General features: G+C 35.9%; 27 protein-coding genes and 1 tRNA gene. 24 read left to right on the top strand and 4 right to left on the bottom strand.

The features are described 5' to 3' along the window. Positions 1–29: 29 nt before the first annotated feature. Positions 30–1,136, bottom strand: a complete 1,107-nt coding sequence (locus tag ACQ65V_RS05235) for a TolB family protein (RefSeq protein WP_430467135.1) — start codon at positions 1,134–1,136, stop codon at positions 30–32. A gap of 60 nt (positions 1,137–1,196) precedes the next feature. Between ACQ65V_RS05235 and ACQ65V_RS05240 the strand changes: the two genes are divergently transcribed. Both ACQ65V_RS05240 and dusB read left to right on the top strand, forming a co-directional pair. Beyond that, positions 1,197–2,441: a M28 family peptidase gene (locus ACQ65V_RS05240; RefSeq protein ID WP_430467136.1), complete on the top strand. Its 1,245-nt coding sequence runs from the start codon at positions 1,197–1,199 to the stop codon at positions 2,439–2,441. Between the two features lie 112 nt (positions 2,442–2,553). Continuing rightward, positions 2,554–3,546 (top strand): tRNA dihydrouridine synthase DusB, encoded by a 993-nt coding sequence (gene dusB / locus ACQ65V_RS05245; RefSeq protein WP_430467137.1) that lies wholly within the window; start codon positions 2,554–2,556, stop codon positions 3,544–3,546. Between the two features lies 1 nt (position 3,547). Here dusB and ACQ65V_RS05250 read toward each other — a convergent pair whose 3' ends face one another. Together ACQ65V_RS05250 and rbfA are read right to left on the bottom strand one after the other, a co-directional pair. Further along, positions 3,548–4,750, bottom strand: a complete 1,203-nt coding sequence (locus ACQ65V_RS05250; RefSeq protein WP_430467138.1) for an ABC transporter permease — start codon at positions 4,748–4,750, stop codon at positions 3,548–3,550. Beyond that, on the bottom strand, positions 4,751–5,143 hold the full coding sequence (gene rbfA / locus ACQ65V_RS05255) for a 30S ribosome-binding factor RbfA (protein ID WP_155089160.1): 393 nt from the start codon (positions 5,141–5,143) through the stop codon (positions 4,751–4,753). Between the two features lie 93 nt (positions 5,144–5,236). Here rbfA and mce point away from each other — a divergent pair, with 93 nt between their 5' ends. The 3 genes from mce (at position 5,237) to ACQ65V_RS05270 (ending at position 6,258) form a co-directional block, all read left to right on the top strand. Then, positions 5,237–5,641, top strand: coding sequence for a methylmalonyl-CoA epimerase (gene mce / locus ACQ65V_RS05260; RefSeq protein ID WP_430467139.1), 405 nt, complete (start codon positions 5,237–5,239; stop codon positions 5,639–5,641). Positions 5,642–5,715: 74 nt separating this feature from the next. Next, positions 5,716–5,789, top strand: a tRNA-Ile gene (locus ACQ65V_RS05265). Positions 5,790–6,057: 268 nt separating this feature from the next. Beyond that, a complete protein-coding gene (locus ACQ65V_RS05270) occupies positions 6,058–6,258 on the top strand; it encodes a hypothetical protein (RefSeq protein WP_430467140.1) in 201 nt (66 codons plus the stop codon). On the opposite strand, the gene ACQ65V_RS05275 is transcribed toward ACQ65V_RS05270, so the two are convergent. Continuing rightward, the gene (locus ACQ65V_RS05275) at positions 6,255–6,845 is read right to left on the bottom strand and encodes a riboflavin synthase (RefSeq protein ID WP_430467141.1); all 591 of its coding nucleotides are present in this window, start codon (positions 6,843–6,845) and stop codon (positions 6,255–6,257) included. The two genes, ACQ65V_RS05270 and ACQ65V_RS05275, sit on opposite strands and share 4 nt — an antisense overlap. A 98-nt stretch (positions 6,846–6,943) precedes the next feature. Between ACQ65V_RS05275 and pdxA the strand changes: the two genes are divergently transcribed. The 19 genes from pdxA (at position 6,944) to ACQ65V_RS05370 (ending at position 25,126) form a co-directional block, all read left to right on the top strand. After that, positions 6,944–7,984, top strand: coding sequence for a 4-hydroxythreonine-4-phosphate dehydrogenase PdxA (gene pdxA / locus ACQ65V_RS05280; protein WP_430467142.1), 1,041 nt, complete (start codon positions 6,944–6,946; stop codon positions 7,982–7,984). 79 nt (positions 7,985–8,063) lie between these two features. Further along, positions 8,064–8,603, top strand: coding sequence for a YceD family protein (locus ACQ65V_RS05285; RefSeq protein WP_430467143.1), 540 nt, complete (start codon positions 8,064–8,066; stop codon positions 8,601–8,603). An 8-nt stretch (positions 8,604–8,611) separates the two neighbouring features. Next, a complete protein-coding gene (gene rpmF, locus ACQ65V_RS05290) occupies positions 8,612–8,815 on the top strand; it encodes a 50S ribosomal protein L32 (protein ID WP_087492327.1) in 204 nt (67 codons plus the stop codon). A 178-nt stretch (positions 8,816–8,993) separates the two neighbouring features. Continuing rightward, positions 8,994–9,992, top strand: a complete 999-nt coding sequence (locus ACQ65V_RS05295; protein WP_430467144.1) for a beta-ketoacyl-ACP synthase III — start codon at positions 8,994–8,996, stop codon at positions 9,990–9,992. Positions 9,993–10,022: 30 nt separating this feature from the next. Continuing rightward, positions 10,023–10,505: an acetyl-CoA carboxylase biotin carboxyl carrier protein gene (accB, locus tag ACQ65V_RS05300; RefSeq protein WP_155089153.1), complete on the top strand. Its 483-nt coding sequence runs from the start codon at positions 10,023–10,025 to the stop codon at positions 10,503–10,505. A gap of 95 nt (positions 10,506–10,600) precedes the next feature. After that, positions 10,601–11,950, top strand: coding sequence for an acetyl-CoA carboxylase biotin carboxylase subunit (gene accC, locus ACQ65V_RS05305; protein ID WP_155089152.1), 1,350 nt, complete (start codon positions 10,601–10,603; stop codon positions 11,948–11,950). Positions 11,951–12,079: 129 nt separating this feature from the next. After that, positions 12,080–14,122: a T9SS type A sorting domain-containing protein gene (locus ACQ65V_RS05310; protein WP_430467145.1), complete on the top strand. Its 2,043-nt coding sequence runs from the start codon at positions 12,080–12,082 to the stop codon at positions 14,120–14,122. 53 nt (positions 14,123–14,175) lie between these two features. Beyond that, complete coding sequence (locus tag ACQ65V_RS05315; RefSeq protein WP_430467146.1) at positions 14,176–15,291, top strand: NAD(P)/FAD-dependent oxidoreductase; 1,116 nt, start codon at positions 14,176–14,178, stop codon at positions 15,289–15,291. Further along, entirely contained in the window at positions 15,288–15,737 is a 450-nt protein-coding gene (locus ACQ65V_RS05320; RefSeq protein ID WP_430467147.1) for a 3-oxoacyl-ACP synthase, read from the top strand. Before ACQ65V_RS05315 ends, ACQ65V_RS05320 begins: the two co-directional genes overlap by 4 nt. Before the next feature lie 65 nt (positions 15,738–15,802). Next, entirely contained in the window at positions 15,803–16,315 is a 513-nt protein-coding gene (locus tag ACQ65V_RS05325) for a YceI family protein (protein WP_430467148.1), read from the top strand. Then, a complete protein-coding gene (locus tag ACQ65V_RS05330) occupies positions 16,315–17,445 on the top strand; it encodes an NAD(P)/FAD-dependent oxidoreductase (RefSeq protein WP_430467149.1) in 1,131 nt (376 codons plus the stop codon). The genes ACQ65V_RS05325 and ACQ65V_RS05330 overlap by 1 nt, the downstream gene beginning before the upstream one ends. 47 nt (positions 17,446–17,492) lie before the next feature. Beyond that, the gene (locus ACQ65V_RS05335) at positions 17,493–18,155 is read left to right on the top strand and encodes a methyltransferase domain-containing protein (protein ID WP_430467150.1); all 663 of its coding nucleotides are present in this window, start codon (positions 17,493–17,495) and stop codon (positions 18,153–18,155) included. Beyond that, a complete protein-coding gene (locus ACQ65V_RS05340; RefSeq protein WP_430467151.1) occupies positions 18,156–19,208 on the top strand; it encodes a type III polyketide synthase in 1,053 nt (350 codons plus the stop codon). A gap of 68 nt (positions 19,209–19,276) precedes the next feature. Next, entirely contained in the window at positions 19,277–20,071 is a 795-nt protein-coding gene (locus ACQ65V_RS05345; RefSeq protein ID WP_430467152.1) for an enoyl-ACP reductase FabI, read from the top strand. Between the two features lie 73 nt (positions 20,072–20,144). Next, positions 20,145–20,588, top strand: coding sequence for a 3-hydroxyacyl-ACP dehydratase FabZ family protein (locus ACQ65V_RS05350; protein ID WP_430467153.1), 444 nt, complete (start codon positions 20,145–20,147; stop codon positions 20,586–20,588). Positions 20,589–20,612: 24 nt separating this feature from the next. Then, on the top strand, positions 20,613–21,887 hold the full coding sequence (locus ACQ65V_RS05355; RefSeq protein WP_430467154.1) for a beta-ketoacyl-[acyl-carrier-protein] synthase family protein: 1,275 nt from the start codon (positions 20,613–20,615) through the stop codon (positions 21,885–21,887). 90 nt (positions 21,888–21,977) lie between these two features. Beyond that, positions 21,978–22,229, top strand: coding sequence for an acyl carrier protein (locus ACQ65V_RS05360; protein ID WP_412559551.1), 252 nt, complete (start codon positions 21,978–21,980; stop codon positions 22,227–22,229). Further along, positions 22,229–22,828 carry a 4'-phosphopantetheinyl transferase family protein gene (locus ACQ65V_RS05365; protein WP_430467155.1) on the top strand — a complete coding sequence of 200 codons (600 nt, stop codon included), beginning with the start codon at positions 22,229–22,231 and terminating at the stop codon, positions 22,826–22,828. Before ACQ65V_RS05360 ends, ACQ65V_RS05365 begins: the two co-directional genes overlap by 1 nt. 45 nt (positions 22,829–22,873) lie before the next feature. Next, complete coding sequence (locus tag ACQ65V_RS05370; protein WP_430467156.1) at positions 22,874–25,126, top strand: efflux RND transporter permease subunit; 2,253 nt, start codon at positions 22,874–22,876, stop codon at positions 25,124–25,126.

Here is a 25,126-nt window from a genome sequence, read left to right on the forward strand (position 1 = left end):
GAACTTGTCGAAGTGCTAAGCGAAGAATCTCAATCTTGCCACTCTGCAATAAATAAATTGGTATCTCTTGTCCCTCCGTTATTACGGTTAGATGAAAAAATCAAATGTTTACCATCATTAGAAAATACAGGGAAAGCTTCAAACGTATTACCATGAGTAACGCGTCTTAGGTTTTTACCGTCAATATCGATCATATAAAGGTTAAACGGGAAACCGATTTCACTTTCAAAATTAGAAGAGAATAATATTTTTTCGCCACTAGGGTGAAAAAACGGACTCCAATTGGCATTCCCCAAAAAGGTTAATTGTCGCATCTCGCTTCCATCAGCATTACAGATAAACAATTCCATATCACTTGGCTCAACAAGACCTTTGGCTAGTAGGTCCTTGTATTCTTTCTTTTCTTTCTCTGTTTTTGGTCGTGATGCTCTAAAGATAAGTTTGCTGCCATCTGGTGAAAAGAATGCTCCGCCATCGTAACCCAATTCATCTGTAATTTGCTTTACGTCGCTACCGTCAAGGTTCATGGTATAAAGTTCCAAATCTCCACTTCTTGTAGAGGTAAACACAATTTTATCGCCCTTTGGTGACACGGTTGGCTCTGCATCATAACCCACTTCGTCGGTCAGCTGCTTTACTATGTTACCTTCCAAATCCGCAATAAAGATGTCGTAACTATCATAAATTGGCCATATGTAATTACCATTTTCTTTTAGTGGAACTTCCGGACACTCGTCGTCTCCCAAATGTGTAGAAGCGTAAATAATGTGCTTATTGTCTGGCAGAAAATAAGCACAGGTGGTTCTCCCTTTTCCTGTACTTACCATTGGCGGTGCAATACTGTCTGTAAAGGTTTCATCTGCATCCATTAAAAACATTTGGTCGCAATTAACTCCCCATTTTGTATTGTTAGATTGAAAAACCAATTGCTTGTCATCAAAACTCCAATATGCCTCCGCATTATCACCACCATAGGTGACTTGGCGTAAAGATTTAAAGTTGGTTTCTTCAGGATATATTAAGGATTCATTCATTTTTGTTGCACCAGAAGATGCCTCTGAATCAGATGAATTCTTTTCGTTTTTACATGAAAAAAACAAAAGACTTACAAAAACAATAACAGCTAATCTGTTCATAGTAAAGAATTATAATAAATGGCTATTAATGCCTAATTTTGTGCAAAAATAAGATTTAAGATGAAAAAAATTGTCCTTTTTGTTGTTTTAGCATCGATACTTTCTTGCAAAACTGAACCTAAAGTAGCGGAAAGCAAAATAAAGGAAGATATTGCTTTTTTAGCAGACGATAAACTTGAAGGTCGACAAACCGGAACAGACGGCGAAAAAAAAGCCGCAGAATATTTAATAAAACGGTATAAGGAAATAGGTCTAGACCCAAAAGGCACTGAAGGTTATTTACAGCCATTTTCATTTAAACCAAAAACAGATCCACATAAAGAAGTAGAGTTTACAACCAACGCAGACAGCACCATAACGGGTAACAATGTCATTGGTTATATTAATAATGGTGCCAAGACCACAATTGTTATTGGTGCGCATTACGATCACCTAGGTTTTGGTGGAGAAGGCTCCCTTTTTAGAGGAGAAGAAAAAGCCGTACATAACGGAGCGGATGACAACGCAAGCGGAGTTGCAGTAATGTTGAATTTAGCAAGTCGATTAAAAGTGAAAAATGATACCGCTAAAGTTAAGGACAACAACAACTACCTGTTTATGGCATTTTCTGGTGAAGAAATGGGTTTGTTAGGCTCTAATTATTTTTCAAAAAACCCAACCATTGATGCCAATTCTATTAATTACATGATAAACATGGATATGGTTGGTAGAATGAAAGCTGATAGCACATTGGCGGTTTACGGTACTGGCACATCACCATTGTTTAAGCAAACATTAAAAGCCAATAACGAGAAATTTAAACTCATAGAAAATGAAAGTGGAGTAGGACCAAGTGATCACACCTCATTTTACTTAATTGATATACCGGTTTTACACTTCTTTACAGGGCAGCATGAAGATTACCACAAACCTGGAGACGATTCTGAAAAGTTAAATTACGAGGGCATGCGTTTAATTTCAGATTACATCTATTCTGTTATAACAGATTTAGATGATAACGGAGAATTGGCTTTTAGAAAAACTAAAAACGAAAGTGAAGAAACACCACGATTTAAAGTTGGTTTAGGTGTTGTGCCAGATTATTTGTATGACGGCAAAGGCATGCGTATTGATGGTACACGAGAAGAAACGCCAGCCTATAACGCAGGACTGCAAAAAGGAGATATCGTAGTGAAATTGGGTGATAGCACGGTAACAGACATGATGAGTTATATGCGAGCACTTTCAGTTTTCGACCAGGGAGATGAGGCAGACATTATAGTAAAACGCGGAGATAGAACTATAGCAACGAAGGTTAACTTTTAAACGCTTTTTTGTATCTATAAAAAAAATGTAGTACATGCTTATGGCTGTTATAAGTCTTTAACTTAAATAGTGAATATTCTAAAAAGCTTTAGCTTTGCATAAAAAATAAGCCTTGGTTAAAATAGGAGACATAGAATTACCAGACTTTCCGTTGCTTTTGGCACCGATGGAAGATGTTAGCGATCCACCTTTCCGTGCATTGTGCAAGGAGCAAGGCGCAGATGTGGTCTATACCGAGTTTGTGAGTAGCGAAGGCTTAATTCGTAATGCAGCTAAAAGCGTTATGAAGCTAGATATTTACGAAAAAGAACGCCCTGTTGGCATCCAGATTTTTGGGGCCAATATGGATAGTATGTTGCAGACCATTGATATTGTGGAAAAATCCAATCCAGATATAATTGATATTAATTTCGGTTGCCCTGTAAAGAAGGTTGTTTCTAAAGGTGCGGGAGCAGGAATTTTAAAGGACATCTGCTTAATGGAAAAGCTGACAGCCGAAATGGTAAAGCGTACCAACTTGCCAGTAACCGTAAAGACTAGGCTTGGCTGGGACTACGATTCCATAAAAATTGTTGAAGTTGCGGAACGCCTTCAGGATGTGGGTTGTAAATCTATTGCAATTCACGGAAGAACAAGAGCGCAAATGTATAAAGGCAATGCAGATTGGAAACCTATTGCAGAAGTAAAAAACAATCCTAGAATGCACATACCTGTGTTTGGAAATGGTGATGTAAACACACCAGAACGTGCTGCAGAAATGCGAGACAGTTATGGGTTGGATGGCGCCATGATCGGTAGAGCAACCATTGGTAACCCATGGTTTTTTAAGCAAGTTAAACACTACTTTAAAACGGGAGAACACCTGCCACCAATCTCAATGCCAGAGCGTGTAGAAGCAGCGAGACGCCATTTACAAATGTCCATTGATTGGAAAGGTGAAAAACTTGGTGTTTTTGAAACCCGAAGACACTACACCAACTACTTTAAAGGTATTCCTAACTTTAAGGAATATAGAATGAAAATGGTCACCAGTGATGATTCTAAAGATGTGTTTGATGCGTTTGACGAAGTATTGGAAAAATTTGCAGACTACCAGTTCGCTTAGATTAACCTTGTATAAGGCTTTTAGTAATTCTCTGTGATGCAATTCGAGAAGCCACAACACCTAGCGCAAAAATTGTTGCCAAAACTATAAGTACATTAAACGCATTTAATCTTACCGGATAAGGTAATTCAGGCGTGAGCATTACCAACTCAAAAGATTGTTGGAAAAAGACAATAAGCAACCCAAGGGCTACACCGATTATACCGCTAAACATTGTCATTAAACTGCCTTGCCAAAAGAAAATAGATTTAATGTTTTTGGGTTCTGTACCCAAGTTAAAAAGCGTGTTTAGAGACTTTTTCTTATCTAAAATCATCATAATGATAGCGCCTATAACGTTAAAAAGCGCAATAATAATCACCAAAGTAAAGATGAGGTAAATTGCAAGGTTTTCAGTATTCAGCATTTTAAAAAGTGCGTCATTGAGTTGTTCTCTGTTTTTAATAGTGAAACGATTTGGGAAACTTGAGTTGATTTCGGCTCTAACATCACTTTCGTTAGCATTTGGATTTAATTTTAATTCTACCGCGCTAATTTGATTTTCCTTATAGTTCAACAGTTGCTTGGCTAATTCAATACCCGAAAACACATATTCTGAATTGAGTTCCTCGTTAATATCAAAAAGTCCGACATTGTTTACGTAAGCAGAATTATAAATACTTTTTAGCGAGCTCGATTGTCCTTTTCCCGGCTTAGGTACATATAATGATAACGCTTTTCTGTAATCAAGGATACCAAAAGATAGTTTATTGGAAATTCCCCAACCTGAGACCACATCGTTGCTTTCAGGCGAAATCCAACTACCTTTTGTTACCATAGAGTCTACATTGGTAACATTCAAAAAATTAGAATCCACACCTTTTAAAGTGGCAAGGAGATTTTTGTTTTCAGACTTTATAATGATACGTTCCTCTATAATTTCAGAATAAAACGCGATACCGTCAATGGAATTGAACTTAGAAACATCATCATCTGTAAAAAGAAACGATTTACCTTCTGAAGGAAGCAATTTTAAGTCTGGATCTACAAAAGATGAAAACTGAAGGCTGTAATCCTTAAGGCCTGCAAAAACAGAAAGCACAATAAATAAAGCAGCCGAAGCAATAACAACACCACCAGAAGCGATAAGCGTCATAATATTTATAGCATTGTTACTGCTTTTAGAAAACAGGTAACGTTTTGCTATATATAGGGAAAAATTCACTTAAGATTTTTTGCGCTTACCTAACAAATCAGGATCCTCAAGAGGGTTGTCGCCTCCTTTAAGAGAACGCTCAATGCCATCGATATATTCTAACGAGTCATCTATAAAGAATTCGAGTTGAGGCATACGTCTTAGCTGATGCCTTGTGCGTTGTGCCAATTCGTGACGTATTAATGGAGTATTAGACCTAACGCCTTCCAATAATTCTTTAGCCTCTTTATTTGGAAAAATACTGAGGTAAACTTTAGCAATAGATAAATCTGCGGTAACGCTCACTTTTGAAACAGATATGATAACCCCTTTCAATCCACCATCTGCAGCAGCACGCTGCAAAACCTCTGCCAAGTCTTGCTGTAAAATACCTGCTATTTTTTTCTGTCTGTTACTTTCCATGATGCAAAAGTATAGCATATTATAGTATTATAGTATTTTTGAAGGTAAATATTAAGCAGATTTCCGCTTCAAGGAGACTGAAATTGTTTTAAAATGAAGAAAATTGAACACATTGGCATTGCCGTAAAGGATATTGAGAATTCGAATCAATTGTTTAAGGCCCTTTTTGGAAAACCGCACTACAAAATTGAAGATGTAGAAAGCGAAGGTGTTAAAACATCTTTTTTTAAATGTGGACCGAATAAGATTGAGTTGCTACAAGCCACCAATGAAGATAGCCCAATTGCAAAGTTTATTGAAAAAAAGGGAGAGGGCATTCACCATATTGCTTTTGCGGTAAGTGATATTGAAAAAGAAATTGAACGTTTGACAAAAGAGGGCTTCAAAATGATTCATAAAACTCCAAAAAAAGGAGCAGACAACAAGCTGATTGCTTTTTTACACCCAAAATCTACCAACGGTGTGTTAGTAGAGTTATGCCAAGACATTAGCGATTAAAATTCTTGTAGAGTTTTAAAATATATAGTAATATTGCACACTCTTTAGAAATAGAGAGATTGGTTTTACCAATAGGTCCTATAACTCAGTTGGTTAGAGTATCTGACTCATAATCAGAAAGTCCCTGGTTCGAGCCCAGGTGGGACCACAAATTAAAAGCTGCCTCATTAATTTGAAGCAGCTTTTTTTATTATTATATTCTTAGCTTTTAATGAATTAAAGGCTGTTGAGTATTCATCGAATAAGGAATAAATATTATATTTGTGTTAAGTGTTCATGTGAAATGTGCGTATCTTCCCTAATTTAAGCTCATTTTATGCATTTCATCGACAATATTTACCGTTCAAAGACGTTTTTTAGTTGAATTAGTTTTGTTAGATAGGTTTTTTTTATACATTTACAGCTTAAATTATCACATGCAGAATAAAAATATGTTAGCCTCAATCTTATTTTTCTTCGTAGGTTTCATATCTATGGCTCAGGGAGCTACGCCTCCTCCGCCTATGCCTCCTCCTCCTCCGGGACTGCCAATTGACAGTGGAGTTGTGGCGCTATTTTTAGTTGCCCTAAGCTTCGGGATTTATAAAGCTTATACAATTTCAAAAAAAACCGCTTAGTGTCTTAGATCATTAAGACGCTTAATATATTTACCTATTACATCAAACTCAAGGTTTACATCATCACCAACTTTTAAGGTGTTGAAGGTGGTATGCTCATACGTAAAAGGAATTATCGCTACAGAGAATTGATTTGTCTTAGAGTTTACAACAGTTAAGCTAACACCATTCACTGTAATTGAACCCTTTTCTATAGTTACATTATTGAGGCTCTTATCGTAGTTAAAAGTAAACAACCAACTTCCATTTTCCTCCTCAACCGATATACATTTTGCAGTTTGGTCAACATGACCTTGTACAATGTGTCCATCTAAGCGGTCACCTAATTTCATGGCACGTTCTAAATTCATCACATCACCTTTTTTAAGAGAATCTAAATTGGTTTTATCCAAGGTCTCTTTTATAGCGGTTACAGTATAATTATTGTTTTCTATACCTGTCACGGTTAAGCAAATGCCGTTATGAGCAACACTTTGATCAATCTTTAATTCATTGGTAATTGAAGAACCCAATGTTAAATGAAGATTGCCATCTTCTTTTTCTAATTTTTGAACAGTTCCTAAATCTTCAATGATACCCGTAAACATAGTATGTGCTTTATTTGGTTAAATTTGCATCAGCAAAGTTAAGTACACCACTTAACTCAATCACCAATTTTAATAAAAAAATAGGAGAATCACTTATTATGAAGAAAGAAGAAAAAGTTATTGTTGGTATTTCTATTGGTGACCTCAATGGTATAGGACCGGAAATCATCATAAAAACTTATGAAGACCCGAGGGTGTTAGAACTAAATACACCCGTGATTTTTGCATCAGGCAAGACGATGCAATTTTTTAAGAATCATTTTAAAAGTAAAATCAACTTTTTTAATATTGATGATGTAAATAAAATTGCCCATGGAAAAGTCAATGTGGTCAATGTGTGGCAAGAACCGGTAAAAATTGAATTTGGTAAAGAGGATAAAAGAATAGGGGAATATGCCATAAAATCACTTGAAGCTGCAACCAACGCTCTAAAGGATGGAGCCATAGATGTTTTAGTTACCGCTCCTATAAATAAACACAATATCCAATCAGATAAATTCAATTTTCCAGGCCACACGGATTATCTGGCACGAGCTTTAAATGGTAAAAGTTTGATGTTTATGGTATCTGAAGAACTGCGCGTAGGACTTTTAACCGATCACGTGCCTTTAAAAGATGCCAGCAATCATATTACGGAAGATTTAATCCAAGATAAAATTGCTACAGTAACTAAATCCTTAAAGCAAGATTTTAATATTAGAAGGCCTAAAATAGCTGTTTTGGCAATAAATCCACATGCAGGAGATAATGGTGTTATCGGTAATGAGGATGACACAATTTTAAAACCTACATTAGAAAAAATTAAAGCTGATGGCAACTTGGTTTATGGACCATATTCTGCGGATAGTTTCTTTGGCTCAAATAATTACGAAAGTTTTGATGCCGTAATTGCATCTTATCACGATCAAGGGCTCATCCCTTTTAAAACTATTGCGTTTGGAAAAGGTGTAAATTTCACTGCTGGGTTAGACAAGGTAAGAACATCACCAGACCATGGCACAGCCTATGAAATTGCGGGAAAAGGCACTGCTGACGAAAGTTCATTTAAGCAAGCTATTTATACTGCAATTAAGATTTACAGAAATAGACAGGATTTTAATCATTATAGCAAAGACCCACTAAAGAAAGCCTCAAAATAGATATTAACAAATTTTGTTGATATCTAGGCTTTAAATAACTAAAAATTTATATATTTGCACGCTCAAAATGAGTGTGGTAATGAAGGCATTAAAAGAATATACAATCCAATTCGTTGGGTTAAAAGAAGGAGAGCACAATTTTGATTTTAATATAGACAATACGTTCTTTCAGAATTTTGAATACGATGAGTTTAATGAAGTTGATGTGAAAATCGATCTAAAACTCATTAAGAAAACGACGCTTTTGGAGTTGTATTTTTCTGCTTCTGGACATGTCAATGTAAATTGCGACTTAACCAATGAGCCTTATAATCAGGTTGTTGAGGATGAGTTTAAATTGGTTGTAAAGTTCGGTGCAGAATATAACGACGACAATGAGGACATTTTGATTGTGCCTCATGGTGAGTATGAAATTAATATAGCTCAGTATATTTATGAGCTTATTGTTTTAGCAGTACCAGCAAAACGAGTTCATCCAGGTGTTGAAGATGGAACATTAAAGTCAGAAATACTTTCAAAATTAGAAGAATTAAGTCCAAAGGAGGACTCAAAAACAAAATCATCAGAGGATATAGACCCTCGTTGGAATAATTTAAAAAAACTATTAACGGATAAATAACATTTAAAATGGCACATCCTAAACGCAAAATATCTAGAACAAGAAGAGACAAGAGAAGAACACACTATAAAGCTTCCGTACCTCAAATAGCAACTTGCCCTACAACAGGTGAGCCACATTTGTACCATAGAGCACATTGGCACGAAGGTAAACTTTATTACAGAGGACAAGTTCTAATAGACAACTCTACTGAAGAAGAGAACTTAGCATAACTATTATGCACGCATATAATAAAACGCTCACTTGTGAGCGTTTTTTTTGTTATTATTTTCTGAATAAGCCAAAAACCACTTAATTTGTATAATTATTTGCCAAAAAATGAGGAAAATTGGCTAAAAAAGCATTGGTTTTGTCTTTTTTCAACTAATTTTAATTAACTAAATCCTAACAATGAGTAAAATCACAGCGGCAATCACAGCTGTAGGAGGCTATCTTCCTGACTTTGTGTTATCAAATAAGGTTCTTGAAACTATGGTTGACACAAATGACGAATGGATTACCACACGTACGGGAATTAAAGAGCGAAGAATTCTTAAAGAAGAAGGAAAAGGAACCTCATTTTTAGCCATAAAAGCTGCTGAAGATCTTATCAGTAAAAAAGGATTAGACCCTAAAGAGATTGATTTGGTCATAGTCTCAACAGCTACTCCAGACATGAAAGCTGCCTCAACCGCAGCTTATACAGCAACTCAAATCGGTGCCGTAAATGCATTTTCCTATGATCTTGAAGCGGCTTGTTCTAGCTTCCTTTTTGGTATGTCAACGGCAGCAGCTTACATAGAGTCTGGGCGTTATAAAAAAATTCTTTTAATAGGAGCAGATAAAAACTCATCATTTATTAATTACGAAGATCGAGCTACTTGTATCATTTTTGGTGATGGCGCAGGCGCTGTATTATTTGAACCTAACGAAGAAGGGTTTGGTTTGCAAGATGAGTTATTAAGAAGTAATGGGGAAGGACGAGAATTTTTACAAGCCACATATGGTGGCTCGTCTTATCCAATCAACGAAAACACCTTCAATGAAGGAAAGCATTATGTTTTTCAAGATGGGAGGACCGTATTTAAAAATGCAGTTTTTAATATGGCAGATGTAACTGAGCGCATTTTAAAAAGAAACAATCTTACTAATAATGACATTTCTTGGTTGGCTGCTCACCAAGCTAATAAAAGAATCATAGACGCTACGGCACAACGTATCAATCTAGAAAATGAAAAGGTAATGATGAATATACAGAAATATGGTAACACTACGTCTGCAACATTACCATTATTATTATACGACTACGAATCCCAATTAAAAAAAGGGGATAATATTATATTCGCTGCTTTTGGCGGTGGATTTACTTGGGGCTCAATTTATTTTAAATGGGCTTATAATCCTAACTAATATAACTAACGAACAAATAATCTAAAAACTATGGATTTAAAAGAAATTCAGAACTTAATTAAGTTTGTGGCCAAATCTGGTGCAAGCGAAGTTAAGCTAGAAATGGATGATGTTAAAATTACCATCAGAACAGGTTCAGAAAACGATACCACTATTGTTCAGCAGGTACCAGTGCAGTCTGCGCCTATGGTTCAACACGCTCCCGCACCAGCACCTGCCGCAGCACCACAAGAGGCTTCTGCTCCAGCTGCCTCAGCAAATGATGATTCTAAATATATTACTATAAAGTCACCCATAATAGGTACATTTTATCGTAAACCATCTCCAGACAAACCAGTTTTTGTAGAGGTAGGTACTGAAATAAAAGAAGGAGATGTGCTTTGTGTCATTGAGGCAATGAAATTATTTAACGAAATAGAATCTGAGGTTTCTGGTAAGATTGTAAAAGTCTTAGTAGATGACTCTTCTCCAGTTGAATTTGACCAACCACTATTTTTGGTTGATCCATCATAACAATTGAAAATTCCAATCTACTCCCGTTATTTCGGGACCAAAACCCAAATTATTGGATTTTGGTGCTTGGAAGTTGAATTTTTAAAACTAAAGTTATGTTTAAAAAAATACTAATTGCCAATAGAGGCGAAATAGCATTACGTGTTATTAGAACCTGTAAAGAAATGGGCATTAAGACCGTTGCGGTTTATTCAACTGCAGACGCTGAAAGTCTGCACGTAAAGTTTGCAGATGAAGCAGTTTGCATTGGCCCACCTCCCAGCAGCGAATCATATTTAAAGATATCCAATATAATTGCAGCCGCAGAAATCACAAATGCTGATGGAATCCACCCAGGTTATGGTTTTTTATCTGAGAATGCTAAGTTCTCAAAAATCTGCGAGGAACACGGTATTAAATTTATTGGAGCATCAGAAGAGATGATTTCTAAAATGGGAGACAAAGCGACTGCCAAAGCAACTATGAAAGCGGCAGGAGTGCCATGCGTACCAGGAAGTGACGGAATTATTGCAGATTTTGATGAATGCAAAAAAGTTGCCAAGTCCACAGGATATCCTGTAATGTTAAAGGCAACCGCAGGTGGAGGTGGAAAAGGGATGCGAGCCGTATGGAAGCCAGAAGACTTAAAAGAGGCATGGGATTCTGCAAGACAAGAGTCTAAAGCAGCTTTTGGGAATGACGATATGTATATGGAGAAACTCATTGAAGAACCTAGACATATAGAAATTCAAATAGTAGGTGATTCGAGAGGTAAAGCATGCCATTTATCCGAAAGAGACTGTTCTGTTCAACGTCGACACCAAAAATTAACGGAAGAAGTACCATCTCCGTTTATGACCGACAAGTTGAGAACAAAAATGGGTAAGGCTGCAGTTAAGGCTGCAGAATACATCAAGTACGAAGGCGCGGGAACTGTGGAGTTTTTAGTGGATAAGCATAGAAACTTCTATTTTATGGAGATGAATACGCGTATTCAAGTTGAGCATCCAATTACTGAACAGGTTATAGATTTTGACCTTATTAGAGAACAAATATTGGTTGCAGCCGGAGTGCCGATTTCTGGTAAAAACTATACACCAAACCTGCACTCCATAGAATGTAGAATCAATGCTGAAGATCCGTTTAACGATTTCAGACCATCACCCGGAAAGATTACGACGCTCCACGCACCAGGTGGTCACGGAGTACGACTAGACACACATGTTTATGCTGGTTATAGTATACCTCCGAATTATGATTCTATGATTGCAAAATTGATTACAACGGCACAGACTCGTGAAGAGGCCATCAACAAAATGAAGCGTGCTTTAGATGAATTTGTTATTGAGGGTATAAAAACTACAATTCCATTTCATCGACAATTAATGGAGCATCCAGACTATTTGGCTGGTAATTACACCACCAAGTTTATGGAAGATTTTAAGATTAAAGAAGAATCAGAATAAAATTAAAGCCCAAGTTTAAACTTGGGTTTTTTTGTAGGGTAAACTTTAAAAGCTTAAAAAAGCTTCAATTTGTCAAAATTGCTTAAATTTGAGTCTAACCTACGGTTATTAATAATTAAATATCATCACATGAAAAACTTTACACTTTGTGTTTTACTAGGACTGCTGTTGGCGGCTGTTCCATTTAATAGTCATGCCCAAGACCGTTGCGGTATGGAAGAATATATGGAAGAAATGATGAAAGATCCTGAGTATGCCAGACAATACGAGGAAAAACAAAAGGCTTTAAAACAGAGACTACAAAACTATCTTAACAACAGCGATTTATATCAACGCGGCGGAACTATAGAAATTCCTGTTGCAGTTCACTTTCCTGAAGCTAGTGAAGCAGAGAGATCTTGTTTAGAAGCGTTAGCTCAAAACCAGATTGATATATTAAATGCTGATTACACTGCAACAAACTCAGATATTTCAAGCTGGAACGCAATTAGTAGCCAGTATCCTGGCACTAGTGCAGGTGTGGCTAACATATCATTTTGTATTGCAACATCCAACCACCCAACAGGATTGGACCCAGAGCTACTAGAAGGAAACCCTTGTATTACCATTGGCTACAATTTTGGCGGTGGTAGTAATACAGATGGCAACTGGAGTGGCTATCTTAATTTTGTGATTAGAAATATTGGAGCCTTAGGTTTTTCACCATTGTTTGGAGATATTTCGGATGGCGACGCTGTTACTATGGATAATAACGCATTCGGTTCGGGTGCAGGTTGTACGTCTGTAGTTCCTGGAGCACCTTATAATTTAGGTAGAACAACAACACATGAACTGGGGCATTTTTTCGGTCTTAATCATACATTTAATGCAGATGGTGGCGGTACTTGTGGTTCTGGAGGAGATGGTATTGCAGATACACCAGAAGTTGCTAACAGCACCTATGGATGTCCTAACCCACCAACATCAGTTCCTTCATGTACACCTGGTCAACCTGCATTAACCATGAATTATATGGATTATGTTAATGATGCCTGTATGTATATGTTTAGCCAAGATCAAATGACATTCGCAGAAGCTTACATATCTAGTATACAGGCAGATATTAAACCAAATGTTTGCCAACCGGCTAGTCCTGGTTTCAATCTAATTGCAGATCCACAAGAAATAGTAACATGTCCAAACAACGATACAGAGGCCGTTTATATGTTTTCTTACAATACTATTCAAGGGTTTTCGGAAACCACGAACTTTAGTGTATCAGGTGTTCCGCCAGGTGTAAGTTCTGATTTGAGCCCTACTACCTTGAACTCTGATGGTACTGTTACTTTAACGCTCTCAAATATTAGTTCTCTGGCTAATAATACTTATACGATGACCTTAACAGGTACTTCGAGCTCGGTTACAGAACAAGCTTCTGTTGACCTAACAATTACAAGCAGCCTTTGCCCTTCAGAAGGTGATTTAAGTTTCCAAACGAGAGTAACAGGAGTAAACTTTAACACAATAAACAACTCATCACCAGGTGCTAAAACGGCACCATACTCTGATTTCACTAGCCAATCAACTGACGTCGAAGCTGGCCAAAATTATGATTTAACAGTGAATATAAATACCGATGGTAATTTTCTTGTAATTACTAGAGTTTGGATCGATTGGAACCAAAACTGTTCTTTTGACGACCCAGGAGAAGAATATGATATGGGTGATACGGCTAACGTCGTAGATCAACCAACTACCAGCTCACCGTTAACCGTTTCAGTCCCAACAGATGCGGCCTCTGGTACCACAATAATGCGAGTAAGTGCAAAATACTCACCACCAACAGGAAATGACTTCCCAACATCGTGTGAGATAGGATTTGATGGTGAAGTAGAGGACTATACGCTGAACGTAATGAATAATTTAAGTATAGACGAGAGCATAATTGATAACCTTAGTGTTTATCCAAATCCTAATAACGGCACTTTTAATATTGGTTTTAGCCCTAAGTCAGGTGAGGATATTACTATTCAGGTTTATGATATTAGAGGTAGAGCTATTTTTGAGAACACGTATAATAGTATCGGTAGGTTTGATGAAGTTATTCAATTGACGAATGCAGAATCTGGTGTTTACCTGTTAAACATTTCTGATGGCCCTCAAAAAGTGACGAAGAAAATAGTAGTTGATTAACTATTTAATTTATTAATAAAAAGCTCCTAACATTAGGAGCTTTTTTTTATAACATGAATTTATCATATTGGGAAATAAAGACATGGTTATCTAACATTGATTTTACGATCGTTGGAAGCGGAATCGTAGGTCTAAACTGTGCCTTAGAATTAAAAAAGAAGTTCCCTAATTCTAAAATTCTAATTTTGGAAAAAGGAACTTTGCCACAAGGTGCAAGCACTAAAAATGCTGGTTTTGCTTGTTTTGGAAGTCTTAGTGAGATAATAGATGATTTAGAGAGCCATTCAGAAGAAGAGGTTTTTCAGCTTGTTAAAAAAAGAGTTGATGGATTAAGTTTACTTAGAAAAACTTTAGGAGATGAGGTTATTCAATATCAAAATAAAGGAGGCTATGAATTATTCTTAAGTGAAGATAAAGAACTATATGATTTATGTGTAGGTAAGCAACAATACATCAATAAGCTTCTGCAGCCAATTTTTAAAGCTGATGTTTTTTCATTTAAGGAAAATCTTTTCAATTTTCTAAAAATAAAACCTCATTATAGTTTTAATCAATTTGAAGGACAGATTGATACAGGAAAAATGATGGAAGCCCTACTGTTAAAGGCGCTGAAGTCTGGTATAAAAATATTGAACAACTGCAATGTTAAAGGTTTTTCAGAAGATATTGATAAGGTGAAAATTAAGACTGACAACTTCGAGTTCTCAACTTCAAAATTGTTAATAGCCACTAACGGATTCGCCTCAAAACTGATAAATCAAAACGTAAAACCCGCAAGAGCACAAGTTTTAGTTACCGAACCGATAAAAAATCTTCATATTAAAGGAACGTTTCACCTCGATAGAGGCTATTATTATTTTAGAAATATTGATGATAGAATATTACTTGGAGGCGGACGTCACCTAGATTTTAAAACCGAGGAAACCCAAGAGTTTGGTAAAACACATATTATTCAGAGTAAACTAAACGAATTACTTAGAACAATGATTTTGCCAAATATAGATTATAAGATTGACTATCAATGGTCTGGTATTATGGGAGTTGGAGAACAAAAGAGCGCCATTGTAAAACAATTAAGCAATAATGTATATTGCGGAGTAAGATTAGGCGGAATGGGAGTTGCCATTGGTAGTTTAGTGGGTAAAGAACTTGCAAACTTAATAGAATGAACACCAAACAACAACTTCATAACAAATGCAAAGCGCTTATAGATAGCCGATTAAAAGTTATTCAGAATAGCATTTCAGATATTCAGAACGCTCTTCAATCGGAAACCAAAAGTAGTGCTGGCGATAAACACGAAACAGGTAGAGCTATGCTTCAACTTGAGCGCGAAAAAGCAGGTCAACAACTTGCTGAAATCCAAATGCAATTCGAATTATTAAACAAAATAAATCCAGAGACTATTCAAAACACAGTTGCTTTAGGCTCTGTGGTTTATACTTCTCAATCTAATTATTTTTTAGCGATTAGTGTAGGAGAAATTAAAATAAACGAGCAATGCTTTTTTGCTATTTCGCCTGTCACACCAATAGGTAAATTATTAATGTCTAAAGCTGAGGGCGACAAAATACAATTCAAGAATCAAGAGATTAAAATTTTAAAAGTATTGTAGAAAAACGTTAAATCATTTTAAAGTGTTTTGGTTGTACAGTAACTTAACAAAGAAAAACTGTTATTATGCAACGTCTTTTAATTCTATTTATTAGTTTGTTTTGTTTTGGGAATGCAAATGCTCAAGGCTCTAGCATAGATTTCATCATTAAAAACCTTGGCGTTAATGTAGATGGTCATTTCAATGAATTTGTCATAACTGCTGATTTTGATTCAGATGGTAAGCTGAATGACATTGCGGGCACTATTGATGTATCTTCAATAGAAACGGGAATTGATAGTAGAGACGAACATATCTTAGAGGAAGATTATTTTAACGCAAAGAAGCACCAAAAAATTACCCTGAAGAGTACCGCAATCAAAATATTAAAAGTCGGCAGTTATGAGGTAACAGCCCATTTAACTATTAAGGGGAAGACAAAGAAAATCACAATTCCTATTGCCATAGAGAAGGTAGATGGTGAATATAAAATTACCTCATATTTTGAAATCAACCGCAAAGATTTTGATATTGGACGTGGTAGTTTCATAATGGGTAAAACGGTCAAAATTAATGTGACACATTACCAAGATATCTAATGCGCAAACAAGACTTCGATGTTATAATCATTGGTGGTGGTTTAGCCGGATTAGCAAGTGCCATACACTTAGCTAAGTACAATATTGAAGTCTTGGTTATTGAAAAAAACAGCTATCCAAAACATAAAGTTTGTGGTGAATATGTGTCTAACGAAGTATTGCCATACTTGAAGTATTTAGGCTTTAATCCATTTAGTTTTGGTGCTAAAGTCATTTCTAAGTTTGAGTTAACAACACATAATAATAAAAAGATTCAGGCCAATTTACCTTTAGGAGGTTTCGGCATGAGTCGCTATGCAATGGATTTTCAGCTATATAAATTGGCCGTTTCTAATGGAGTGGAAGTACTTCAAGATTCCGTAATTGATGTAGACTTTGAACAGGATATTTTTAAAGTAGAAGCTAAATCCAATGGAACATTCCATTCAAAAATAGTAATTGGTGCATTCGGGAAACGATCGAATCTAGATGTTAAATTCAACCGAAAATTCATAAAAAATAAGTCGCCTTATTTAGGAGTGAAACTTCATGTTTCAGGAGTATTTCCTGAGGATAAAGTTGCGCTTCATAACTTTAAAGGAGGTTATTGCGGTGTTTCAAAAGTTGAAAACGACCACATCAATTTATGCTATATCACAGATTTTAAAGCTTTTAAAAAGTATAAGGATATTGAATCTTTTCAGGAAGAAGTAGTGTTCAAAAATTCTGCATTAAAAGAGATTTTCAATAATTCTGAAATTCAATTTGAAAATCCTTTGACGATCAGCCAGATTTCATTTGAAACTAAACAGCCAATAGAAAGCCATATCATAATGTGTGGCGATTCTGCAGGAATGATTCACCCCTTGTGCGGCAATGGAATGGGAATGGCTATAAGAAGTGCACAATTAGCATCAGAGCTGATTATTGATTATCTTCAAGGAAAAATTGAGTCTAGGGAAAAATTGGAGAAACATTATGCCAAGCGTTGGCAACAAACATTTAGATTTAGATTAAAAATTGGCCACACAATTGCGTATTTGTTTAGGCAAAATTGGTTAGCTCCAAAGCTATTGATTATGTTGAGATGGTTTCCGTTTTTAGTTCCTTTAATCATTAAAATGACACATGGTAAACCTATGAAAGCGTAGTGAATTTATTTATAAACACTAAATATCGAAGCAATAAAACTGAGCTCATGGACGATTTTTCTCTAAAAGGGGAATTGTTACGCGACACCTTGGATAAACTCGGTAACATCAATAAATGGCTAGGAGGAAACCGTGTGACTTTAAATGGTATTATTCAGCTTTTAAAAAACCAGCCAAAGAATAAAACCTATACCATTATAGATTTGGGCTGTGGACACGGAGACATACTAAGGCAGGTGGCAAAATATGGTCGTAAACATCAATATAGCTTTAGATTAATAGGTATCGATGCCAACCAAGATGCAATTGCTTATGCCACGGAACTATCTTCTGAGTATCCTAATATAACTTTTAAAAGTATCGATATTTTTTCGGACCAATTTGAAACTTTGAATTTTGATATTGCGCTTACAACACTTTTTCTGCATCATTTTAAAGAAGAGGAAATAAAAAAATTATTAAAAAAATTATATGCCAATGCTAATATTGGTTTGGTTATAAATGACTTACAAAGGAGTAAATTGGCCTACGGACTCTTTAAATTATTAGGTTTGGTGATAACCAACCAAATGATAAAACAAGATGGATTAACCTCTATTCTTCGTGCTTTTAAACGAGAAGAATTAGAAGAAATATCACAACAACTACACCTCAAATCACAAATCCGCTGGAAATGGGCATTTCGTTACCAATGGCTAATTCAAAAATAAATGGCAGTTAGAATTACATCAGTTGCAAAACAATTACCAAAATATACCAGAGAGACCAAAGACATTTTACCCTTTGTGGAACTATGGCTAAATGGAAAAGAAGAACGTTTTAAAAGAAAAGTCCTAAAGATTTTTGAAAATGCAGCAGTAGATAAACGCTATTCCATAATGGATGCCGAAGAGGTTTTCAACAAAACGTCTTTTGAGGAAAAAAACGATATTTACACTAGGGAGGCGATAATATTAGCAGAGAAAAGTTTGCTTAAAGCATTGAAAAAAGCCCAACTAAAACCTACTGACATTGATTATATAATTACGGTGAGTTGCACTGGCATTATGATTCCGTCGTTAGATGCCTATCTTATTAATAATCTTGAAATGAAACAAGATATTGTACGTCTCCCAGTAACCGAAATGGGTTGTGCAGCAGGAGTTTCAGGAATTATATATGCCAAGAATTTTCTAAAAGCCAACCCGAATAAACGAGCAGCGGTGATTGCGGTAGAATCGCCAACGGCAACCTTTCAACTCGATGATTACTCTATGGTGAATGTTGTAAGTGCTGCAATCTTTGGTGATGGTTGTGCAAGTGTGATTTTATCATCGTATGAAGATGAAAAAGGCCCAGAAATAAAAGACGAAGCCATGTACCATTTCTTTGATGCCGAACATATGATGGGTTTTAAATTGAAAAATTCTGGTCTACAAATGGTGTTAGACCAATCAGTTCCACAAACCATTGCAGACCATTTTCCTAAAATAATTCATCCGTTTTTAGAGCGAAACAATCTTACGATTGAAGATATAGACCATTTGGTATTTCATCCAGGAGGAAAAAAAATAGTACAGACTGTAGAAGAATTATTCGGAGAATTGGGCAAGAATATAGACGATACTAAAGAGGTTTTACGATTATATGGCAATATGAGTAGCGCAACAGTACTTTACGTGCTAGAGCGATTTATGGACAGGGATTTGCCAAAAGGAGACAAAGGCCTAATGCTCAGTTTTGGGCCTGGCTTTTCGGCGCAGCGTATTTTGTTGGAGTGGTAATCCAAATGAAAATCTATATCACACTGAGCGCAGTCGAAGTGTTTCGAAACCTCAATATTAATACGAAAATGAAAGAATTCAAAAGCAAAAATTATTGGGCACTCATTTTAGGAGGCAGTAGCGGCTTAGGTTTGGCAACAGCAAAAAAACTAGCCAAACACGGCATGAATATCTGCATCGTTCATAGAAATTCCAGACTGCAGAAAGAAGAAATACAATCAGAATTTAAAACTATAAAAAATGAAGGAGTAAAATTTAAATCCTTCAATATCGATGCTTTTAAAAGTGAAAAAAGAAACGAAGTCATCCAAGAACTAAAAGAAACTTTTGGAAGTGACGGGAAAATTAGAACCCTTGTTCACAGCGTCGCCAAAGGCAATTTAAAACCAATGGTTTCAAACGAAAAACCGGAATTAAAAAATGATGACTTCAATTTAACTATAAATGCGATGGCAATAAGTCTTTACGATTGGACAAAAGCCATTTATGAAGCAGGTTTGTTTTCAGAAGATGCCAGAATCATAAGTTTTACAAGCGAAGGCAATACTAAGGCTTGGCCAAATTATGCAACAGTTTCAGCGGCCAAAGTCACGCTTGAAGCCATTACGAGGAACATAGCATTGGAGTTTGCACCATACGGAATTAAAGCCAACTGCATTCAAGCGGGAGTTACAGATACATCATCTTTACGCATGATTCCAGGAAGCAAAAAAATAATAGAACACACTCTTAAACGCAATCCAAACAAACGATTAACACTGCCAGAAGATGTTGCAAATGCTGTATATTTATTGAGCAAGGATGAAGCGTCTTGGATTACGGGAACTGTGATTCCTGTTGATGGAGGAGAACATCTGTCATAAATTATAAATAAAATGTCACTTCGAGTGATTTTTGAGGAACGAGAAAATTGTATTGAGAAGTTATAAAGAAACTATGAATAAGAATGACATCATAAACCTTTTACCCTATCAAAATCCATTTATATTCGTAGATGGCATAGATGAAATTTCAGAAGAAAAAATCAAAGGTCACTACACCTTTAAAAGTGATGAAATGTTTTACAAAGGCCATTTTAAGGACAACCCAATAACGCCTGGAGTGATCTTAACAGAATGCATGGCGCAAATAGGATTAGTTTGTCTAGGGATATATTTAATGAAAAACGAATTAGATGATAGCAAAAACCCACAAATAGTATTGACGTCACATCAAATGGATTTCTATTTACCGGTTTTGCCCAACGCAAAAGTAACTGTGGTTTCAGAAAAAGAAATCTTTCGTTTCAATAAGTTGAAATGTAAGGTGAGGATGTTGAATGAAAAAGAAGAATTGGTGGCTCGCGGAAATATTTCGGGAATGATAACAATTCCTGCGTAGGCAGTAATCTCACAATTGGAAAAAATGAAAAAAAGAGTAGTCATAACAGGTTTGGGAGTAGTCGCACCAAACGGAGTGGGAGTGACAGAATTCACAGATGCGCTAAGAGAAGGTAAATCTGGAATCACATTTCACCAGAACCTAAAAGACCTCAATTTTTCTTGTCAAATTGGTGGCACTCCAAATATTTCTGAAGACTTAAAGTCAAAATATTTTACAGATTTACAATTAAGGGGATTTAATAGCTCTGGAATTTTGTATGGTTGTATCGCTGGTGTAGACGCCTGGAAAGATGCTGGTTTTAATATGAATCCAGAAAGTGAATTGGATTATGATACGGGACTTATTTTCGGAACAGGAACATCTGGTGTCGAGAAGTTCAGAGAAGCCATTCATGGAGTCGATGAAGGCAAAGTGCGTCGTTTGGGAAGCACAGTGGTGTTACAAACCATGGCAAGTGGAGTTAGTGCATATCTGAGTGGAATGTTAGGTTTGGGCAACCAGGTTACAACAAATTCTTCAGCTTGCACAACAGGAACAGAAGCATTGTTGATGGGTTTTGACCGTATTCAAAATGGAAAAGCCAAACGTATGCTTGTTGGCAGTTGCAGCGACGATGGACCATATATTTGGGGCGGATTTGATGCCATGCGCGTAATGACTTACAAGCATAATAATGAACCAGAAAAAGCCTCAAGACCAATGAGTGCCACAGCATCAGGTTTTGTCCCTGGAAGTGGTGCAGGCACTTTGGTTTTAGAATCTCTTGAGAGTGCGTTAGAGCGTGGTACAACTATTTATGCTGAGGTTTTAGGTGGAGAAGTTAATTCTGGTGGACAACGAGAAGGCGGTACATTGACCGCACCAAATCCAGAAGCCGTAAAACGTTGCATCAAAAAAGCAATTGAAAATTCTGGAATTTTGTCAAATGACATTGAAGTAATAAATGGTCATCTGACAGCTACTACTAAAGATGCTCTAGAAATTGAAAATTGGACCAAAGCCTTAAATCGAACAGGTATTGATTTCCCATATGTAAATTCTACTAAATCCATGATTGGCCATTGCTTGGCTGCTGCTGGCGCGATTGAGTGTGTGGCGAGCGTGATTCAATTAAAAGAACAATTTATTGCACCAAACATCAACTGTGAAGACTTGCATCCTGAAATTGAAGCACTTATCGATTCAGAAAAAATTCCTACGGAAAAAATAGATTTAAATTTTGATGTTCTAGCGAAGGCAAGTTTTGGTTTTGGCGATGTTAATGCTTGTGTGGTTTTTAAGAAGTTTCATTTATAATTCGCTGTCAGTGTGACAGATAGTTAGCCTTATATTTTTCTATTTCATAGATGCTATTTATAGCGTAACTTTACAATACAATAACAAGCTATGAACAAAGAAGAATTAATCCCAAAACTAAAAACCATAATAGCACCCTATGTTCAAGACGAAGAAGCTTTTAAAAACCTATCTGAAGACACCGATTTTGTAAAAGACCTGAAGATAAATTCAGCAAATTTAGTTGATATTATTCTTGATATCGAAGACGAATTTGATATAAGGTTGGAAAATGAGGACATGGAGAAAATGCTCGATGTTAAGTCAGCTATGCAAATTATAAACACCAAATTAGATAATTAATGGTTGGCAATGATATTGTTGATTTGGCTGAAGCAAAAACGTCCTCTAATTGGCAACGTCCTCGCTTCTTAGAAAAATTATTTACGCCAAATGAGCAACAATACATTAAAAATTCTAATAATCCGTTTTTAAAAGTATGGCAACTGTGGTCAATGAAAGAAGCTGCTTATAAACTTTACACACAGCTAAATCCAAGCCGATTTTATAGCCCCAAATCTTTTGAGTGTGCAGTTCAAAATAAAAACCAAAAAGTGTTTTTCAAAGACTTTGAATGTTACATACAATCAAAAGTAACTTCAAACTATATAATTTCTGAAGCACGGTTAAATCTTTTTGAAATGAATTCAGAAGTCATTCGACTTAACGTAAGACATCATAAATCACAGAGCAAAGAAACTAAATCAGCGTTATTGAGCAGCATTTCAAGAACACATCAAGTTCCTTTTTCAGAACTAAAACTTCAGAAATCAGAGTTTGGAATTCCGACCGTGAGTTTTAATTCAGAAAAAATCAAAGTGAGCATTAGTCATCATGGGCAATTTGGTGCTTATGCCTTTGTGCACGTTGCCCTTCCTGCGAAAGCAGTAGTATCATTATGATATAAACTAAACTAAAATAGATCCCTGCTTTCGCAGTAATGATAAATGAATAAATTAAAAGCCATCATATCAACTATCATCAAATTCAGAATAGCAATCATTATTGTTTTGGTGTTGCTGATGGGTGTTTCAGCTTACCAAACCATAAATAAACTCAGTGTTGACAATTCATTGTCTATTTGGTTTTTAGAGGATGATCCTAGCTATAAAGCGTATATAGATTTTCAGGAAAATTTTGGTTCAGATGAAATCTTTATTGCTATGCTTCCTGTTGAAAATGCCATTGGCGAAATTGAAATAAATAGGTTAAAAAAGCTTCATAAAACTTTCGAAGACTTACCTTACGTGGAGACAACGTTCAGTTTGGCTAAAGCCAAATACCCTATTTATGCCAACAGCAAAATAAATTTTGATAACCTCTACAATCCGAAACGTAGTGAAAAAGGATTAAAAAACCTCTTTTCAAAATTACCGAATATTACTTCGCAATTGGTGACCAAAGACTACAGAAATCAATTCTTTTATATTCAGCTCAACCCAACTCCGACGATTGAAGCCAAACGCCAAGATATTGCTGGGGGGATACGTACAATTTTAGATAAGGAATTTTCAAATTATTATCTAACAGGTCCACCAGTATTAAATGAAGCGTATAGTAAAGGGATTTACAAAGAGAGCTTAACCTTTGGGATTTTAACCGTTTTGGTAATCACAATTTTACTTTTGTTTATGTTGCCGAGTAAGCGTTATTTAATTATTTCACTTTTGTCGGTAGCGGTTCCAATAACCCTGTTATTTGGACTCATAACATCCTTGGGATATGCACTCAATATGATATCTATGCTCATCCCAACCATATTAATGGTTTACAGTGTTAGTGATGCTGTTCATATCATTAACATCTACCATAAAGAAGGCATTTTAAATCAATCGTCGAACAAAATTGACCTGCTGACTATTGCTATCAAAAAAAGTCTTACGCCTTGTTTTTACACCACATTGACCACCTTCGTAGGCTATTTTGCACTGTATTTGTCGCCATTGCCAGCGTTTAAAAATATGGGTGTTTTTACCTGTATTGGTCTGTTGCTCAGTTTTATTTTGGTTTATGTAATTACCATTATTGGCTTCAGTTTTAAGACTCATAATTTTGAAAAGGCCAAACCGCTTTTAAGCTTAAAAAAGTGGAATCAAAATGCGTTTATTAATTGGATTAATAGTGTGACTTCCCAATATAAAACGACAATAATAGTGGGCTTTTCGGCAATTCTCTTGTTTGGTATATATTCTATATTTCAAGTTAAAATTGATACCAATTCCCGTGACCTTTTGGCAGAAGGAACAGCAAAACAAGATTTAAGAACTGTTGAAGTTGAACTCGGTGGAAGCAACCGTTTACAGCTCAATATTTCTACAGTAAATGGAGACGTTATTCTGAATAGAGACGCCATAAAACAACTTGAAGATTTTCAAAATAGATTGGAGGACAATCCATTTATTGCGAGTCCGGTTTCGGTAGTTACTATAAAATCCTTTTTGGAAAAACGAACTCCTGTTTTATTTCAATCCAACATTTCTGAAGAAAAATTAAAAAACACGTTAGCTGAAGTTGATAGTAATGATAACAGCTTCTTCAAGCTCTTTTCTGAAGATCTATCAACTGCAGGATTCACGTTGACGCTAGGAGAAATGAAAACCTCTGAACTAGAAAAAGTACTGGAAGATATTCAGAGGGATTTTGAAGCGACCTTTAATGTTGAAGATTACAATTTAAAAATTAACGGATTTGCTGTTGTGTTTGCACAGCTCAATAACTTCATTCTAGAGACACAATTTAAATCGTTTTTTGCTGCTTTTTTTGTGGCGTTTCTTTGTCTTTTAATTTTTATTAAGCAATTGCGAACCACGCTATTGGTTTTAATACCTAACTTATTACCACTTGCAGTGTTGGCAATTTTTATGAGCTTGTTGGATATTCCGTTGGATGTGACCACGGCAATGATTACACCCATTATGTTGGGTATTGCTATGGACGACACCATCCACTTAGTGCACAAATACAGACGAAGTAAAACCATAAAAGGCTCCCCAAAAAACCGAATGGATAATGCGATGCATTATACGGGAAGCGCATTGATTTCTACAACTATCGCTTTGGTTGGTGGTTTTTTGATTATTGCCTCAAGTGCCACACCTTCCGTTAAGGATTTTGGTTTGTTGTGTGCGGTTACGGTTGCGATTGCATTGATAACGGATATATTTTATTTACCAGCGTTGTTGAAGAAGTTTGATAAGTAA

This window comes from Winogradskyella ouciana, from assembly GCF_965284585.1.
In the GTDB taxonomy this organism is placed as follows: Bacteria; Bacteroidota; Bacteroidia; order Flavobacteriales; family Flavobacteriaceae; genus Winogradskyella; species Winogradskyella ouciana.

What these genes read in the sequence shown, in the direction of transcription:
- ACQ65V_RS05235 (WP_430467135.1), bottom strand. Translation starts at nt 1,136, where the DNA reads ATGAACAGATTAGCTGTTATTGTTTTTGTAAGTCTTTTGTTTTTTTCA.
- ACQ65V_RS05240 (WP_430467136.1), top strand. Translation starts at nt 1,197, where the DNA reads ATGAAAAAAATTGTCCTTTTTGTTGTTTTAGCATCGATACTTTCTTGC.
- rbfA (WP_155089160.1), bottom strand. Translation starts at nt 5,143, where the DNA reads ATGGAAAGTAACAGACAGAAAAAAATAGCAGGTATTTTACAGCAAGAC.
- mce (WP_430467139.1), top strand. Translation starts at nt 5,237, where the DNA reads ATGAAGAAAATTGAACACATTGGCATTGCCGTAAAGGATATTGAGAAT.
- ACQ65V_RS05270 (WP_430467140.1), top strand. Translation starts at nt 6,058, where the DNA reads ATGCAGAATAAAAATATGTTAGCCTCAATCTTATTTTTCTTCGTAGGT.
- ACQ65V_RS05275 (WP_430467141.1), bottom strand. Translation starts at nt 6,845, where the DNA reads ATGTTTACGGGTATCATTGAAGATTTAGGAACTGTTCAAAAATTAGAA.
- pdxA (WP_430467142.1), top strand. Translation starts at nt 6,944, where the DNA reads ATGAAGAAAGAAGAAAAAGTTATTGTTGGTATTTCTATTGGTGACCTC.
- ACQ65V_RS05285 (WP_430467143.1), top strand. Translation starts at nt 8,064, where the DNA reads ATGAAGGCATTAAAAGAATATACAATCCAATTCGTTGGGTTAAAAGAA.
- rpmF (WP_087492327.1), top strand. Translation starts at nt 8,612, where the DNA reads ATGGCACATCCTAAACGCAAAATATCTAGAACAAGAAGAGACAAGAGA.
- ACQ65V_RS05295 (WP_430467144.1), top strand. Translation starts at nt 8,994, where the DNA reads ATGAGTAAAATCACAGCGGCAATCACAGCTGTAGGAGGCTATCTTCCT.
- accB (WP_155089153.1), top strand. Translation starts at nt 10,023, where the DNA reads ATGGATTTAAAAGAAATTCAGAACTTAATTAAGTTTGTGGCCAAATCT.
- accC (WP_155089152.1), top strand. Translation starts at nt 10,601, where the DNA reads ATGTTTAAAAAAATACTAATTGCCAATAGAGGCGAAATAGCATTACGT.
- ACQ65V_RS05310 (WP_430467145.1), top strand. Translation starts at nt 12,080, where the DNA reads ATGAAAAACTTTACACTTTGTGTTTTACTAGGACTGCTGTTGGCGGCT.
- ACQ65V_RS05315 (WP_430467146.1), top strand. Translation starts at nt 14,176, where the DNA reads ATGAATTTATCATATTGGGAAATAAAGACATGGTTATCTAACATTGAT.
- ACQ65V_RS05320 (WP_430467147.1), top strand. Translation starts at nt 15,288, where the DNA reads ATGAACACCAAACAACAACTTCATAACAAATGCAAAGCGCTTATAGAT.
- ACQ65V_RS05325 (WP_430467148.1), top strand. Translation starts at nt 15,803, where the DNA reads ATGCAACGTCTTTTAATTCTATTTATTAGTTTGTTTTGTTTTGGGAAT.
- ACQ65V_RS05330 (WP_430467149.1), top strand. Translation starts at nt 16,315, where the DNA reads ATGCGCAAACAAGACTTCGATGTTATAATCATTGGTGGTGGTTTAGCC.
- ACQ65V_RS05335 (WP_430467150.1), top strand. Translation starts at nt 17,493, where the DNA reads ATGGACGATTTTTCTCTAAAAGGGGAATTGTTACGCGACACCTTGGAT.
- ACQ65V_RS05340 (WP_430467151.1), top strand. Translation starts at nt 18,156, where the DNA reads ATGGCAGTTAGAATTACATCAGTTGCAAAACAATTACCAAAATATACC.
- ACQ65V_RS05345 (WP_430467152.1), top strand. Translation starts at nt 19,277, where the DNA reads ATGAAAGAATTCAAAAGCAAAAATTATTGGGCACTCATTTTAGGAGGC.
- ACQ65V_RS05350 (WP_430467153.1), top strand. Translation starts at nt 20,145, where the DNA reads ATGAATAAGAATGACATCATAAACCTTTTACCCTATCAAAATCCATTT.
- ACQ65V_RS05355 (WP_430467154.1), top strand. Translation starts at nt 20,613, where the DNA reads ATGAAAAAAAGAGTAGTCATAACAGGTTTGGGAGTAGTCGCACCAAAC.
- ACQ65V_RS05360 (WP_412559551.1), top strand. Translation starts at nt 21,978, where the DNA reads ATGAACAAAGAAGAATTAATCCCAAAACTAAAAACCATAATAGCACCC.
- ACQ65V_RS05365 (WP_430467155.1), top strand. Translation starts at nt 22,229, where the DNA reads ATGGTTGGCAATGATATTGTTGATTTGGCTGAAGCAAAAACGTCCTCT.
- ACQ65V_RS05370 (WP_430467156.1), top strand. Translation starts at nt 22,874, where the DNA reads ATGAATAAATTAAAAGCCATCATATCAACTATCATCAAATTCAGAATA.